General features: G+C 68.0%; 11 protein-coding genes and 1 pseudogene. 1 reads left to right on the forward strand and 11 read right to left on the reverse strand.

All coding sequences use genetic code 11. The features are described from left to right. Positions 1-129: 129 nt before the first annotated feature. Positions 130-2,454, reverse strand: coding sequence for a hypothetical protein (locus LEP48_RS04060; protein ID WP_225564301.1), 2,325 nt, complete (start codon positions 2,452-2,454; stop codon positions 130-132). Positions 2,455-2,692: 238 nt separating this feature from the next. Between LEP48_RS04060 and LEP48_RS04065 the strand changes: the two genes are divergently transcribed. After that, positions 2,693-3,685 carry a hypothetical protein gene (locus LEP48_RS04065; RefSeq protein ID WP_225564302.1) on the forward strand — a complete coding sequence of 331 codons (993 nt, stop codon included), beginning with the start codon at positions 2,693-2,695 and terminating at the stop codon, positions 3,683-3,685. 3 nt (positions 3,686-3,688) lie between these two features. On the opposite strand, the gene LEP48_RS04070 is transcribed toward LEP48_RS04065, so the two are convergent. From LEP48_RS04070 to LEP48_RS04110, 10 genes and pseudogenes are all read right to left on the reverse strand, one after another. Continuing rightward, positions 3,689-4,717 (reverse strand): LacI family DNA-binding transcriptional regulator, encoded by a 1,029-nt coding sequence (locus tag LEP48_RS04070; RefSeq protein ID WP_225564491.1) that lies wholly within the window; start codon positions 4,715-4,717, stop codon positions 3,689-3,691. A gap of 34 nt (positions 4,718-4,751) precedes the next feature. After that, the gene (locus tag LEP48_RS04075; RefSeq protein WP_225564303.1) at positions 4,752-5,327 is read right to left on the reverse strand and encodes a GNAT family N-acetyltransferase; all 576 of its coding nucleotides are present in this window, start codon (positions 5,325-5,327) and stop codon (positions 4,752-4,754) included. A gap of 536 nt (positions 5,328-5,863) precedes the next feature. Beyond that, positions 5,864-6,817 carry an IS30 family transposase gene (locus LEP48_RS04080; RefSeq protein ID WP_422723798.1) on the reverse strand — a complete coding sequence of 318 codons (954 nt, stop codon included), beginning with the start codon at positions 6,815-6,817 and terminating at the stop codon, positions 5,864-5,866. A 207-nt stretch (positions 6,818-7,024) separates the two neighbouring features. Continuing rightward, positions 7,025-7,860: pseudogene (locus tag LEP48_RS04085) on the reverse strand (transposase family protein); the annotation flags it as partial. Positions 7,861-7,959: 99 nt separating this feature from the next. Further along, positions 7,960-8,439 (reverse strand): hypothetical protein, encoded by a 480-nt coding sequence (locus LEP48_RS04090; RefSeq protein WP_225564304.1) that lies wholly within the window; start codon positions 8,437-8,439, stop codon positions 7,960-7,962. After that, on the reverse strand, positions 8,439-10,649 hold the full coding sequence (locus LEP48_RS04095) for a polymorphic toxin-type HINT domain-containing protein (protein WP_225564305.1): 2,211 nt from the start codon (positions 10,647-10,649) through the stop codon (positions 8,439-8,441). The genes LEP48_RS04090 and LEP48_RS04095 overlap by 1 nt, the downstream gene beginning before the upstream one ends. A gap of 7 nt (positions 10,650-10,656) precedes the next feature. Continuing rightward, complete coding sequence (locus LEP48_RS04100) at positions 10,657-11,064, reverse strand: DUF7878 domain-containing protein (RefSeq protein WP_225564306.1); 408 nt, start codon at positions 11,062-11,064, stop codon at positions 10,657-10,659. A gap of 163 nt (positions 11,065-11,227) precedes the next feature. Beyond that, the gene (locus LEP48_RS18920) at positions 11,228-11,455 is read right to left on the reverse strand and encodes a DUF7683 domain-containing protein (protein WP_422723793.1); all 228 of its coding nucleotides are present in this window, start codon (positions 11,453-11,455) and stop codon (positions 11,228-11,230) included. Beyond that, positions 11,455-14,643, reverse strand: a complete 3,189-nt coding sequence (locus LEP48_RS04105) for a colicin E3/pyocin S6 family cytotoxin (RefSeq protein WP_225564307.1) — start codon at positions 14,641-14,643, stop codon at positions 11,455-11,457. Before LEP48_RS04105 ends, LEP48_RS18920 begins: the two co-directional genes overlap by 1 nt. Beyond that, positions 14,543-15,211 (reverse strand): hypothetical protein, encoded by a 669-nt coding sequence (locus tag LEP48_RS04110; RefSeq protein WP_225564308.1) that lies wholly within the window; start codon positions 15,209-15,211, stop codon positions 14,543-14,545. Before LEP48_RS04110 ends, LEP48_RS04105 begins: the two co-directional genes overlap by 101 nt. Between the last annotated feature and the right edge of the window lie 556 nt (positions 15,212-15,767).

Raw genomic sequence — 15,767 nt, forward strand, 5'->3', positions numbered from 1 at the left:
GACCCACCCGTCGCATCGAGCGTGCCAACGTGTTCCTCATTCTCGGCCCTCGAGGAACACGTCAGCACGCTCGATGCTGTCGGGGGCGAGCGGCCCTCGACCGACTCCGCCGGACCGGGGCCGCCCGGCTCACCCCGAGCCCGGGGCGCGCAGCCGCCGCGACCAGCCCAGGAGCGTCGCGCCGGCGAGCACCAGCACCGCCGCGCCGAGACCGGCGACGGGTTCCCACCCACCGGCGCCGGTCGCGACCAGCGGCCCGCGGTACGGGACGGCCTGCCCGGAACGGGGATCGTCCGGGGGCAGGAGGGCGGCGCTCGCGTCGTCGTCCCCGGGCGCGGGGTCGCGCCCGTCGGACGGGTCGTCCGGACCCGGGCGCGGATCCGGTGGCGAAGTGGGGTCGGGCTCGTCCGTGGGCGTCGGGGACGGGGTGGGCGTAGGCGACGGGGCGGGTTCGTCGGCCGCCAGGACGCTGCTGCCGCCCAGGATGCCGGCGGTGGTGTCGGCGTACTGCACCGTCGACTTCTGGGCCTGCTCCACCGTGACGGGCAGCTCGGGATACTCCGTCTCGAACTGCTCCGAGCTCACGTTCTCGGTGGGCTGCTCCGTGAAGGTCACCCCGCCGAGCGCGAACTCGAACTCGAACACGGTGCCGTCCTGCTCGTACTCCCTCGTGAAGTGGAAGTCGCCCTCGTTGTAGGACGTCAGGTACTCCTGGAAGATCGCGTCACGGTCCCACTCGGTGCGCGACGGCCAGGCGGACGCGTCGTCGGACCCGATGATGTCGTGGAAGTCGCCGGGGCGGACGGCGTCGCGCTCCTTGATCCATTCCGCGGCGATCCTCGAGGTGTAGACGCGACGCAGGTCGGCGTACTGAGGCTCGGAGTTGACGATCTTCTCGAGCTCCGGGATGGCGATCTCGCGGATCTGCTGGAAGTTGTGCTCCTGGACGTCCTGCGGCTGCTCGCACGGCGGGTCGTAGTCGATCGGGAGCTTCGCCGCCTTGACGTCCATGGGCGCCTCGAGGATGTAGAGCCGCCCGTCCTGCTCGCGCACCTGCGCGGGCGCCGGCTCGATGAAGTACCGGTACGCCATCCAGCACGGGGCCCCGTTGACGTGGCGGAACGAGTCCCAGAGCTCGTTGCCCACCGGGTTGTCGGGGACCATGACGCGGGCCAGGTCGTGCTTCATCTCGAGGTCGGCCTCCAGCAGCACCCGGCCGGCGTCGGTCTGCGCGAGCTTGTCGTCCACGACCTGGTCCGGCTGGTTCGGGTTGAGGTTGACCCAGAAGCGCTGCGGGTCGAGCGCGAGCCACGTGAACATGGCGTCGGAGGCGAGGTCGAGCTTCTCCGCACCGCCCCACGACGGGTTCTCGAGCTCGTCGTCGTTGAGCTCCGCCCGGAACCCGTAGTCCATCCCCTCGCCCTCGACGGGCTCGGTCACGTACCGCAGCTCCATCGTGGAGAAGTCGATGCCGCCAGGGCCCCGGACGCGGTTGGCCGCGGAGGGCGCCTGGGCGCGGGCCTGAGCCTTGCGCCGGGCGTCGGCCTCGGTCTTGCCGGAGTTGCGCGCCTGATCGTTGACCGGGCCGCCCGACGACGTGCCGTTCCTGGGGTTGGTGAAGGCGGTGTCCTGACGCGTGTGCGGGCCAGGGGTGAACTGCGGGTTGTTCACCGCGCCGTGCCGGTACCAGCTCATGCTGTGGCGACCCAGCATCTGCTTGATCTTGGCCGGCGGGTCCTCGCCGAAGATGTAGACCACCCGGTACCCGCGCTGCGCCATCTTCTTGTCGAAGAGCACCTGCGACTCGCTGAGCCCTGCCCGGCCGGACTTGAACTCGTAGATGATCTTGGTGCTGCCGTTCGGCTTGATCGCGTCGAACTTGCGGTTCTCCTTGAGGATCTTGTCCGCGGCCTCCTGGCCGAGCTCCTCGACGAGCTCGGCGACGATCTCCGCGTAGACCTCCGGCATCTCGTCCCTGAGGGAGTACTGGCAGTACCAGTCGCGGCCCCCGAGCCTGAAGTACTCCGCCACCTCGCGCTCGTACGCGTTGCCGCCGCGGCTGTTCGCCTCCCCGGTGATGTACTTCGCGTTGACGTACTCGTTGAAGCCGCCGCCATACGGGTTGCCGCTCGCCTGGTTCTGCTTCCAGGCCGCCCACGCGTGCTCCGGGGTGCCGTTCTCGTACAGGCTCCGGTCGGGCTTGATCGTGGCGAGCTTCTCGGGGCTCGGCAGCTCGAGGCCCGACAACGCCCGGCGCGGGTTGGCGTAGTCGTACGTCCGGGACGTGTCCCCGCGCGTACGCCACTGGTACTTGCCGGTCGCCTTGAAACCCGGCAGCCCACGCAGGCCCGGCGCACGGTTCGGCGTCCCGTACATGTCCGTGCAGCGCTGGGGCGCGGCCTCGGCCGGTGCCAGACCACCCGGGGCGACGACGCCCGCGAGCAGAAAACCCACGGCGAGCACCATGGCCGCGGCGCGGCGCGCCCAGCCCGGTCTGCGACGGCGTGGGCGAGCGGTCGCAGGGGTCTGCGGCGGTGTCGTGGGCGTCATCGTGACGGCTCTCCGGAGGCGGTGAGGACTTCGTCGGCCGGACGAGCGGGCCGCATCGACGCGCACCCTTGTCGTCCCAAGCAACCACCGTAGGAGGTCGTGCCGCCCACCGCACGGCGAATACCGTCCGTACAGTGGCCGGATGGACGATGCCGACCCGTCGCCGGACGTCGAGACGTCCGGCCCAGAGCTCGCCACCTGGATCGACGGCGTGCCCGACCTGGTGCTGCGGCTGGACACCTGGCACACGCCGCCGGAGTTCCGGCCGGACCTGTCCGCCAGGTCGCTCCGCGTGCTCGAGGACGTGCTCGTCGCGAGCTACGCGCCCGGCACCCCGGGCTCCGCCGACCTGCTCCAGGGCGTCATGGCCTACCTCGGCGAGGCCCTCATGGCCGTGGGCGGCGGGCGCTGGGGCCGACGCTCCGGCCGCCCCGTCGTGCTGCCCGACGACGCACTGGGACTCGGCCCGATCGACCCGCTCGACCTGGTGAAGGACGTCGGCCAGGGCGCCACCGACGTGTTCGAGGGCGCAGCCCGCCGGGTGGGGGCCGCGGTCGCCGCCCGCCGAGCGGCAGCACCCGCCTGGCGTCCGACCAAGCGGGTCACTCCGGGACTGGACCCCGGCCAGGGCGGCCCCCGACATCCCTGGCTCTCGGCATGGCTGGCCGAGCGCACCGAGCGGTTCGAGGCATGGGCCGCCTCCCTGACGGGGGACGACGCGGCGCCGTCGCCGTGGGACTTCTCCCCCGGCTCGCTGAGCGCGCTCGGGCGCGAGGTCGTCGCCCGGTACCGCGACGTGGACACCTTTGCCGCCGACGAGCCCGGCGACGTCGTCCAGGGGTGCGTCTGGTACGCCGGCGAGGTGGCCGTGCGGCACCGCGCCGGCGCCTGGGCGTACCGGGAACCCGCCGAAGGCCTGCCCGCCCACGACGTGGAGCGCAACATCTACCTCGGCCGACCGTTCGTGCGGCAGCCGAGCGTGCGCGACGGCGTCGGCGACGTGCCCTACTACGCCCTGCTCCTGGCGGTGTCCCAGCAGGACCCCGCCGTGCTGCGCGAGCACTTCGACTGGTACCGGAACCCCGAGGACGACGCTCCCGACGTCGTCTACCAGGAGGAGGACGACGCCCGGTAGGCCCTACCTCACCGGCGGTGCCCCGGTGCTGGAGCGCACCACCAGCTCGGGGGCGATCCGTTCCGTGGGCACCGCCTCGCCCGCGAGCGCAGCCACCACCATCGCGACGCACCGCTGGCCCAGCACCTCGAACGGCTGCCGCACGGTGGTCAGCGGCGGCACGAAGTAGGCCGACCCGGCGACGTCGTCGAACCCCGCCACCGAGACGTCGTCGGGCACCGACAGCCCCCGCTCCCAGAACGCCCGCAGCATGCCGAGAGCCAGCTGGTCGTTGCCCGCGAGGACCGCCGTCGGGCCCTCCCCCGCCGCGATCGCCTCGGCCAGGTCGCGGCCCACCGCATACCCGTCGTCCGCCGCCCACGAGCACGTCCGGGGGCGCGTCGGCACGACGCCGCGCGCCTCCAGGGCCTCACGCCAGCCGGCGGCGCGGGCACGCGCGTCGAACCAGTCCTGCGGTCCGGCGACGTGCAGCACGTCCTCGTGCCCCAGGTCGAGCAGATGCTCGGTCGCGGCACGCGCTCCGGCGCGCTGGTCGACGGCGAGCGACAGCGTCGTCGGGCCGGCCGGCGTCGTGCCTGCCGCCGCGGGCACGTGCTCGAGCGCGGCGACGACGAGCACCGGCACCGGGGCCCGGAAGGTCTCGACCGCGGCCGCCACGTCGTCCTGCGGCGCGATGACGACGATCGCCTCGACGTCCTGCGCCATGAAGTGCTCCAGCACCTCGTGCATGGCCTCCGCGTCGTAGCGGTGCAGCGTCGCGACCGAGACGAAGTAGCCCTGGTCGCGCGCCGCGCCCTCGATCGCGATGAGCGTGCTCGTGGGCCCGAACAGCGCAGACCCCGTCGCGACGACGCCGAGGGTCGTGGAGCGCGACGTCGCGAGAGCGCGGGCGGCGCTGTTGCGGCGGTACCCGAGGCTCGTGATCGCCGCCAGCACCCGCTCCCGCGTCTCGCCACGCACGCTCGGGTGCTCGTTGAGGACCCGCGAGACCGTCTGGTGCGACACCCCCGCGACGGCGGCGACGTCCGACATCGACGGGCGCCGCCCCGAACGAGGTTCGGACACGTCAGCCCTGCAGCTCGGCGTCGTCGGACCCCGACGCCTCGTTGCGCGCGTCGACCTCGCCGAGCACACGACGCAGGTACGTGAGCGTGAGCTTGCCCGCCGCCTGCTCGTACTGCTCCTGATAACCGTGCTTGGAGTACATGGCGAGGTTCTTCTTCGAGTCCTTGCCGGTGAACGCCCACACCTCGGTGACCTGCTCGGGCAGGTAGTTGAGGATCGCGAACATCAACGACGTGCCGAGGCCCTTGCCCTGCTGGTCCGGCGCCACCGCGAGCCGGCCGATCGTGGCCTTCGGGCCCTCGATCTCCAGGCGCAGCGACCCGACGAGCCGGTGCCCCTCCCACGCGCCGACCGTCACCACGTCGTCGCGCGCCATGTCCTCGCGCAGCTCGTGCAGCGTCTGCGTCAGCGGCGGAATGTGCGGGTCGTCGTACAGCTGCGCCTCGCTCACGAACGCCGCCCGGCGCAGCGTGAGCAGCTCGCCCGCGTGCGCGTCGTCGACCAGCTCGATCCGCAGCGTGTCGGTGCCCTTCTCGTGCTGGTCGTCGGGGGCGTCGGTGCCTGGTGCCTCGCTCATGGGGACATCGTTGCAGACGGCGCGCGGATGCGCCGACCCCATCTCCAGATGCTGCGTCGCTTGGCGGCTGCGACTGACCCTCCAGGTCAAGAACTGAACCTCATCATGCCTCGGGGCGTTTCACACGGGCACGTCGTGATCGGACAACATCACGCATTCCCGCACTACCTTGCACCCCTTTCGGAACAAGCCAACCCGGCTTCGCAAACTCATATTCAAGCCAACCCCAAAGTCCGATTATCGCCCACGTCGTCAGCATAAACAGGAGCAACTCGGCTTGAATATCTCGGACCCTTTGACCAAGGGCGGACCACACGAAAAGGGTAACACCAAGGCTGATCATGAAGAAACAACTCTGGGGCGAGGCTCTGATCTGAGATCTTGCACGGTCCAGATCGCCGCCAGTACGAGATCTCGCATACCGCAACACCGCACCCTCGTCATAGGTCGCGCGAAGTATGGCGTACACGCACCAAACGAAGTAGGCGACGCATACGATCCCGACCGCGCCAAAAATGAGCCTGCTGACGGCGGTGTCAATTGGTCGTAGCAACGGCCTCGTCGAGGAGTAGCCGTTCGAACGCTTCGCGTGGGGTGAGGAAGCCGAGGCTTGCGCGGGGTCGTTCGTTGAGTTCTTCGGCGATCGCGTCGAGGTAGGGCTGGTGGTCGGTGATCTCGGTGCCCTTGGGCAGGTACTCACGGATCAGCCCGTTCGTGTTCTCGTTGGAGGGCCGCTGCCACGGTGAACGGGGGTCGGCGAAGTAGACCGGCATGCTCGTGGCCACGGTGAGGGCGGCGTGGCGGGCCATCTCGGTGCCCTGGTCCCAGGTCAAGGACTTGCGCACCAGGGCGGGTAGCTCGTTGAACTCCTCGATCAGCACGTCCGCGAGCCCGTCGGAGTTCTTGACCTGCGGCAGGGCCTTGATCGTCACGAACCGGGTAGTGCGTTCGACCAGGGTCGCCGCGGCGCTCTTGCCGCCCTTGCCGATGATCAGGTCGCCCTCCCAGTGCCCGGGCACCCTGCGCCCGGCCGCCTGCGGGTCGCGGTCGTCGATCGAGATCATCGCGACGATCCGCGCGCTGCGTTCACCAGCCGCCTTGCGGGGCCGGCGAAGGGTGCGCTTGGAACGCAGCATGATCCCCGCGGCGGCGAGCTCACCCTTGGGCAGGGCGTACACGTACTGGTAGATCGCCTCGTGGCTGACCGTGCGGCCCCGGGCGTCGGGCGAGTGCTTCATCGTCGCAACGCTCGCGTCCGTGGCCTCCCGGCGCAACCGTCCCGCGATCTGGCGCGGCGTGCGCGAGCGTCTCAGGTCCGCACGCACCCGCGCCGCCAGCACCGGATCGGCTCCGACCTTGCGCACCTTGGGCCGCATGCGGGACCGCTCGGCACGCGCATCCGCGGTGACCGGCTTGTACGTCCCGTCCGAGAGCCGGTGCCGTCTCAGCTCACGCGAGATGAACCGCCCCAGGTTCTGTGCCGCTCCTATGCGGGTTGAACCTGCTGGTTGAGAGCAGCGTAGTGGGCGTCCTCGTACTCGACGGGGGTGGTCATCCCGAGCGAGCCGTGCAGGCGCCGGTTGTTGTACCAGTCGACCCAGCCGGCGGTCGCGAACTCGACGTCGCCGATGGTGCGGTAGGCGCCATCGTGGAACACGGTGGTACGGATGCACTCGGCCTTGTACAGGCCGTTGATCGATCTTCTGGGCGAACACGTCGACGATGAACGCGACGTAGACCCACCCGGCCCAGGTCCGCACGTAGGTGAAGTCGGTCACCCAGGCGACGTTCGGTGCGGGCGCGGTGAAGTCACGATTGAGCAGGTCACCGGCCCGGATACCGTCCTTCGCGGGGATCGTCGTGCGTAGCTTCTTGTCCCTGCGCACCCCCGACAGCCCCAGCGTCCGCATGGCCCGGTCGACCGCACCCCAGGACGCGTCGGGCAGGTGGTGGCGGCGCACGTACGCCGTCATCTTCCGGCGCCCGTACAACCCCTCCGGGGTCAGCTTGCGGCGCCCGTGCGGCCCGGTCGTCCACGCGATGTCCCGGACCGTGTCCGTCACCACCGCGTCGCTGAGGGTGCGCGCGGCCAGCGGCCGAGACGGCTGCCGCCAGGACCGGTAGGTGCGTGCCGCGACCGTGACGCCCTGCTCACGCAGCACGGCCAGGATCGACTCGACGGCATACCCCTTCGAGCGCATCTGATCGATGAAGCCCACGATCAGCGGTTGCGGGGGTCGAGTTCCCCCGCGAAGAAAATCGAGGCCGCCTTCAAGATCTCGTTGGCCTCACGCAGCCGCTTGTTCTCGGCCTTGAGCCGCTTGATCTCAGCGGACTCCTCGGTCGTGACACCGGGCCGGGAGCCGCCGTCGACCTGGGACTGGATCACCCAGCGACGCACCGACTCCTTCCCGACGCCGAGCTGCTTCGCGACCGCGGCCGACGCCGCGGTCAACGTCGGGTACTCCCCGAGGTGGTCGGTCACGAGACGCACAGCACGCGCCTTAATCTCCGGATCGATCTTCTTGGGCACGAGCCCATCCTTCCTGGTCGGTGACTCAGAAAGGAACGGCATCAAACCTGGGGCGGTTCACCCGGGGCGCAACACAGTCCCGACACCGTCCACCGCCCCTTACAAGCGCTCGTGCGCGAGTCGGCGGATGCGCTTCGTCGCGCCGATGCGTGACAGTTCGTCGAGCACCCAAACGATGTTGCTTTGCTCTGCGGCTCGCAGTTGTAGCCACTGGGACCATCCACCAAGTTCGCCCCGACGAGATTCCCCCAACGCCCCGTCTGCCAAGTCGTCCCACACATGCAGTTCGGCAGCCCGTGTCCTAGCAAATTCCTGAAGGCGCCCGGGTGGTAGCAGATCCACCCACTGTCCACGCTCTCCATCTGAGATCGCCTCTAGCACACGCGTCACGACAGCCGACGCCAATGGCGCATTCACTTCGCCGCAGACCGCCACCTGAAGCAACCGATGCCGTTCAGGATCAGAAACGGATGCCTCATACACGGCCCAGCGAACATGCTCGTCTTCCAGAGCCAGGCTCGGATCTACTCGGGCCAACACCGCGAGTTCCTGCACCGCCTCATTGAACGACTCAGCCATCAGCAGCCCGGATTCTGCTTGTACCAGCTCATGTAGCCACGAATCGAACTACGGATCGCCTTCAGGTTGCTATCAACAACCCGCTGCTGAGCCGAGTTCAACTCGATGTTCGGATCCAGCGGCTTCCCATTCTGACCGATCTGGATGCCATGCCCCTTGATCCCTGGCCCTTGAAGGTGCCCATGCGCCGGCGCGTGGTCGTTCGAGAAGATCTGGAACCGGTAGGCCCCATCCCGGAACACCTCACCAACCGGGCTGTCGTCGCCCGCGTTGTGAACAAGGATGGCGTCAGCGCTGACGTGATACGTGTGCAGGTCTGCGATCGTGAGGTTGTAGGCCATCAAGTCGTACCGGCTGCCCCGGACGCTCGTCACGTTGAGCGTCGAACCGGACGCTGTCACGACCACGTCACCGACCGCCAAGTCGATCGCGTCCACCCACGCGTCCTCGGAGACAACCCAGAACGGGTGCTCGTCGGTCGCGTCGACCTGCCCGCCTCCGAAGAACTCGATGTCGACCATCGTGTGGACCCCGCCGTGGCGGATCACGTCGATGACCTTGCGCGACCCTCGTTCCCCGGTCTCCGGGTCGGTCGCGATGACTTCGTCCCCAAGCTCGACGTCCTCGATCGACTTGCGGGTTCCGTCGGCCATGAGCACGAGGGTTCCCGCGTCGAAACTGTTCGGTAGACGGCATGCAGCCCCAGCGCCTTCGATGACTTCGTCGGCGCTTCTGCCCGCGGCGTTTGCGGCTCGTGTGCCGTCGATCGCGGCGTCGGCGACTTCGAAGCCGGCTTTGCCGAGTCTTGCAAGCTTTCCTGCTGGGATGAAGCTTGCCAGGAGCCATGCGCAGGACTGCCATCTGCCGTCGACGAGGCATCCGATGGCGTCCTCGATGCCGAGCACACCTGCCAGGATGGGGTGGTCTTGTTCGAAGTCGCGGGCCCAGGTGACGATCTCTTCAATGACGCCCTCGTGTGAGTTCCCGACCACGGATGACTGTGTCGACGAGGAGTTTGCAGTACTCGGTGAACCGCCATTTGATGCGCGACCGTCGCCCGAGTCCTTAGTCCTTACCGGCGGCTTGGGTCCGCCGCAACCTGCCATGGCACCGGCGCAGGGGTCGCCGCCTTGGGGGCCGGACTTGGTCGGTGTGTAGCCCACATGTCCGGCACCGACAGGCCGCAGGCCGGTGGGGTCCGACAGGGTGACGGGGTTGTTGTTCGCGTACGCGTAGCCGTGCCATTGCTGGGGGTCGGCGAGGTCCATGATCGGGTCGACGCTGGTGAACCGGCCGATGGTGGGGTCGTAGTAGCGGGCGCCGATCGCGGTCAGGCCGGTGGTGTCGGTGGGCTTGTCGAGGAATCCGTGGTCTCCGGACCAGGCGGTGGGTGTGGTGCCGCGGGTGTTGCCGAACGGGTCTTGGTACCGGTGGGTGATGGTCGCGGTCACGTTCGTGATGGACAGGCCCGCGGTGCCGTGGTGGTCGTTGACCAGGGTTGAGACGTCGTCGAAGCCCGCTCCGGTGCGCACCGCGATGGTCTGCCCGGCCCACGTGTAGTACCGGGTGGCTTTTGTGGTCCCGGCCGCGGTCAGGGTGAGTTCCTGCCCGCCGGGCAGATGCACGGTGGTCGTGCCGTCTTGCTTGCGGATCAGGCGGTCGCCGTCGGCGGTGTAGACGAAGCTCGCGTCCGTGCTGGCGTCCGTCTCCCCGTCCCCGGTGACCTGGGCGAGCTCGCCCTCGGCGTCCCAGGTCAACGTCTGGGCCGCGGCGCCCGCTGGGGCGCGGGTGGTGGTGTTGCCCGACGCGTCATAGGCGTAGCTCGAGACCGCGGTGCCGTCAGTGCCGTTGGTGACCTGGGTGACGGCGTGTGGTTGCTCCTGGCCCGGGGCCGGGTAGGTGTACGAGGCCGTGCTGGTGCCCGAGGTGGTGTGTTCGGTGACGCTGGTGCGGTTGCCGACCGGGTCGTAGGTGTAGTCCATCCAGTACTGCGCCGGGCCGCCCAACCCGGGCACGGTCTTGGCGGTGGTGCAGGACGCGTCCTGGGGGGTCCAGGCCGATGTCAGCCTGCCCAGCCCGTCGTTCGTGAAGCACTGGGTGTCCCGTGCCGGCGCACCCGTAGCGGTCGGGTTGTTGTCGATCCGGGTGACGTTCCCCGCATCGTCATAGGTGTAGGACGCTGCCAGGTCCGTGCCGGTGTCCCGCGTCAAGTTGCCATCACCGCCGAAGCACCTCGACGGGATCGAGCCCCAGCGCGTCAAGGTCGGCCTCGACCCGCGCGATGATTCGACGGCAGCACTCGTCGATGTCGAGCCTGTCTGCTAGCACGGTTCGAGCGCCGGGGGCAAGCACAGAGCCAATTGACCACCGCGCAGGGACCTTCCAGATGGAGATCGCGCCCCGCTCCTCGTATGACATCGAGTCGAACTCAAAGTCGTCCCGCTCGGGATCCACCAGCCAGGCAAGCAAGCTGCGAGCAAGTTCGACCACTGGGAAACCTGGTTCGTCGAGGACATTCGCTCCGCCGTCCACGAGGCGAAGGTGCGCGTCGAGGGAGATGAGGTAGTCCGCTTGCGTGGTGCCCCGCAGTTCGTCGGTGCGCAGGCTGTCGTATATCAGTTCCACCTCGCTACCTCACGTTCACAGGGAAGGCATTGATGTGTTCTCACCAGGGCGGCGTCAAGGAGTCAAAGCAACAGGACATTCGAGAATGCTACTTTTGGACGATGCTGTTGCTATGACCAATTGACACCGTCCCAACCCAGTAGTCAAATTCAGAGACGAACCACTAGGGCCTCAAGAACACAATGAAGAATTCGAGTTCGCCTATAAACTTGGAGTGATCAACCCAACTCGATAATAGATCGCGGATCTGATCGTTTACAGGCCACACTGCCCCGAAGAGCTGATCCGGGTGCCCCAGAATTGCGGCCAGCGCCTCCTCATCGAGTCCCGGGAGATCGACCTCAATTTCAAGGGTGCCGCTGGCTCGGCTGTATCCCTCCAAGTGCCACATTAGGTGTTGCACGTCCTTCCAGGGTCGGCGGGTTTGGTTTGCTCACCCGTCATCGCGTCAAACTCGCCGATGTGCTTGCCTCGCTTGTTGTACTGCTCGACAGTTCCGTGTTGCGAGTCCCACTCAAGGATCGACCTTTCCCAGGTCCACCGCCGGCGCAGGCCACCGCCGCCCGTAATTGGCGTCATCGGCTTCGCGCGTTGCGCACCCGGGAATCCTGGAAGGTCCTTCGGCGCGGGAATGTAGTCCTGGTTGTGCACGAGGACGTCGCCAACGCCCACGTGATATGTATGCAGGTCTGCAATCGTAAGGTTGTAGGCCGTCAGATCGTACCGGCTGTCCCGGACGCTCGCCACGGTCAGCGTCGAACCGGACGCTGTCACGACGACGTCACCGACGGTCAGGTCGATCGCGTTGACCCACGCGTCCTCGGAGGCGACCCAGAAGGGGTGCTCGTCGGTCGCGTCGACCTGCCCGCCTCCGGAGAACTCGATGTCGACCATCGTGTGGACCCCGCTGTGGCGGATCAGGTCGATGACCTTGCGCGGCCCTCGTTCCCCGGTCTCGGGATCGGAGGCTATGACCTCGTCCCCGAGCTGCACGTCCTCGATCGACTTGCGGGTTCCGTCGGCCATGAGCACGAGGGTTCCCGCGTCGAAACTGTTCGGTAGACGGCATGCGGCCCCAGCGCCTTCGATGACTTCGTCCGTGCTCCGGGCCGCGGCGTTCGCGGCTCGTGTGCCGTCGATTGCGGCGTCGGCGATTTCGAAGCCGGCTTTGCCGAGTTTTGCGAGCTTTCCTGCTGGGATGAAGCTTGCCAGGAGCCATGCGCAGGACTGCCATCTGCCGTCGACGAGGCATCCGATGGCGTCCTCGATGCCGAGCACGCCTGCCAGGATGGGGTGGTCTTGTTCGAAGTCGCGGGCCCAGGTGACGATCTCGCCAATGACGCCGTCGTGGGAGTTTCCGACCACGGCTGATTGTGTCGACGAGGAGCTTGCGGTACTCCTTGAACCGCCACTCGAATCGCCACCGCCGCCGGTGTCTTTCACTGTGACCGGGGGGTCGACCTCCTTCTTGCCGCCGCATTCGCTCGTCGCGCCTGCGCAGGGGTCGCCGCCTTGGGGGCCGGACTGGGTCGGTGTGTAGCCCACGTGTCCGGCACCGACAGGCCGCAGGCCGGTGGGGTCCGACAGGGTGACGGGGTTGTTGTTCGCGTACGCGTAGCCGTGCCATTGCTGGGGGTCGGTCAGGTCCATGATCGGGTCGACGCTGGTGAACCGGCCGATGGTGGGGTCGTAGTAGCGGGCGCCGATCGCGGTCAGGCCGGTGGTGTCGGTGGGCTTGTCGAGGAATCCGTGGTCTCCGGACCAGGCGGTGGGTGTGGTGCCGCGGGTGTTGCCGAACGGGTCTTGGTACCGGTGGGTGATGGTCGCGGTCACGTTCGTGATGGACAGGCCCGCGGTGCCGTGGTGGTCGTTGACCAGGGTTGAGACGTCGTCGAAGCCCGCTCCGGTGCGCACCGCGATGGTCTGCCCGGCCCACGTGTAGTACCGGGTGGCTTTTGTGGCCCCGTCCGCGGTCAGGGTGAGCTCTTGCCCGCCGGGCAGGTAGACCGTGGTCGTACCGTCTTGCTTGCGGACGAGGCGGTCGCCGTCGGCGGTGTAGACGAAGGTCGCGTCCGCTTCACCGTCCTGGGTGACCTGGGCGAGCTCGCCCTCCGCGTCCCATGTCAACGCCTGGGTCGTGCCGCCTGCCGGGGTGCGGGTGGTGGTGTTGCCCGACGCGTCATAGGCGTAGCTCGAGACCGTCGAGCCCTCGGTGACCTCAGAGACCGCGTGCGGTTGCTCCTCACCCGGTGCCGGGTAGGTGTACGAGGCCGTGCTGGTGCCCGAGGTGGTGTGTTCGGTGACGCTGGTGCGGTTGCCGACCGGGTCGTAGGTGTAGTCGGTCCAGTAGGTGGCCGGGCCACCCAACCCGGGCACGGTCTTGGCGGTGGTGCAGGACGCGTCCGCCGGGGTCCAGGCCGACGTCAGCCTGCCCAGCCCGTCGTTCGTGAAGCACTGGGTGTCGCGTGCCGGCGCGTCCGCGGCGGTCGGGTTGTTGTCGATCTTGGTGACGTTCCCCGCATCGTCATAGGTGTAGGTCGCTGCCAGGTCCGTGCCGGAGACGCCCTCTTGGTCCAGGCTGATCCCCATCAGCCGCCGGGTGCCCGGGTCCCAGTTGTTCGTGACCACGTAGGAGCGCGTGCTGCCCAGGTCCATCGCCTCGACCTGACCCGTCGAGGTATACCGGGTCGTGGCCACATATACCCCGACGCCGCCGCCGCTGGACAATCGTTGCGGCATTCCCGCGGCGTCGAAGTAGGTCACGACATTCTCCGCGGGCAGGTTGCCCAGAGCAGGCAGCGCCGCCCCCCGATAGGCACCAGAGTCCGTGTAGTGGAAGTTTGCGGAGTAGGAACCCGCGAGCTCACCTTCCGCTGTCGGGAGCGTCACCGTCTGTCCCGTGGCGTGATACCCGTCGTCATACCCGGTGACGGCGGTGACGTACTGGGCGCCGTCAACGTACCGGGTCGCCGAGGTGATCTGCCCCTTGGCCACCGTGTCGTACGCCCAGGAGGCCACGAGGGTCCCGGTCGCTGAGCCGGAACGCCGTTCGGTCGCCCGTCCCAACGCGTCATAGGTGTAGGCAAGGGTCTTGCCGCGGGCATCGGTACTCGTCAGGGTCTGCCCGGCATCGTCGAACGTCGAGGTGGTGGTGCCCTTGTCCGGGTCGATGGACGAGACCAGCCTGCCCAACAGGTCGTAGGAGTATGTCCAGTCGTTCCCGGCAGGATCGGTGACCTTCGCCAGATTCCCCGCCTTGTCGTAGGCGTAGGTGGTGTCCTGGTGCGCGCCGGACGGGGAGCCACCGAGGTACTGGCGCAGCGTGCTGGTCCGGCCCCGGGCATCGCTGATCGTCGTGGTCGGCGTGCCCCCGGCCGGCGGGTCCACGACCACGCGGTCACCGCCGTACCTGGTGGTGGTGCGCCACTTCTCGGCCTCGTTGACCTCAAGCACCTGCGCCACGACCCGCCCGGCGCCATCATGGTCGAATCTGGTGCGGGTGGGCACCGCCGAGTCCGGGGTCACCGCCGTGGTGGCCGGAGCCCCATCGGTGGCCCATGGGGCGACGTCGTAGGCCACCAGACCCCCGCGAGTCGTACAGGGTGTCGGCCACCATCCGGCCGCCGATGTCACGGTTCGCTCCGTCGGCCTGAGTCTGTCGCGCGCGCAGCAGCCCGTCGTAGATGCTCACCAAGGTGCGATACGCGTTGTTCGTGTCCAGGGTCTTGGTCGTCACGGCGTTGTGCCCGGTAGAGCGCACCGTGTACGTGTACTGCACGTGCGCGGTCTCGCTGGCCTTGGCCCGGCCCGGCTTCCACACCTTGGCCAACCGGCCCAGCGCGTCGTAGGTGGCCTCGGTGACCTTACCGTTGGGGTCGCTCACCTTGACCGGCACCCCCCAGGCAGGATCCAAGGTGGTCGTGGTGACCAACGACGCCGCTGCTCCGGCCCCGTCCGGGTCCGGGGTCGTGGTCTTCGTCCCGGTCACCGGGCCACCGGTGGCCGGCACGTAGGCCGTGGTGGACTTGCGCCCCAAGACGTCGGTCACCGAGGTTGACCGCCCCAGTGCGTCATACGTGGTCCGCGACGCGGGGACGTAGACCGGCTCACCGTTCTGGTACTCCTTGAGCGACTCGGTGCGTGTCACCAGCCCAGCCGAACCCAGGGCGCAGCAATCGAGGCTGCGTCATGCCTGCGATTCAATCGCGTTTGCGACAAGGCGCCTCCCTGCTCACCCTACTGCCCGCTCCCCTAGGGGAGCTCCGCGATAGATCTCGCACGGCTCGGCGTTTTGCTAGCGCCTCCGGCAGCGCTCCAGCGTCGCTCCGCATATGGGGCGGCACCACAAACCTCGGTCGATTAAAGAGCACCACGGAAATCTCTAGGAGTAGCGGCCCAACTATCAATGCGATAATGACAAACATTATCGCCCTGCCGGTCGTCGCTCCAGAAGCATGGTCGCCCCCGCTGGGGATCATACTCCAAATCACGCCGATAACGAGGCCCCAGAGCGTCACCGCGGTGAGCGCCGCGGCTCGGACTTCTCCCCGCTTACCTGATTCACCTAGCGGCAGAATCGATAGCGAAATCATAAAAAACTCGACCTGTTTCGGATCCTTCCACAACTTTATGGTCATCCATGACCAAAATGCCGAGATGGCGACGCCAACAATCAGCACAATACCGATGGCCACCTAGTCACA

This window comes from Isoptericola luteus (assembly GCF_020297055.1).
Lineage (GTDB): Bacteria > Actinomycetota > Actinomycetes > Actinomycetales > Cellulomonadaceae > Isoptericola > Isoptericola luteus.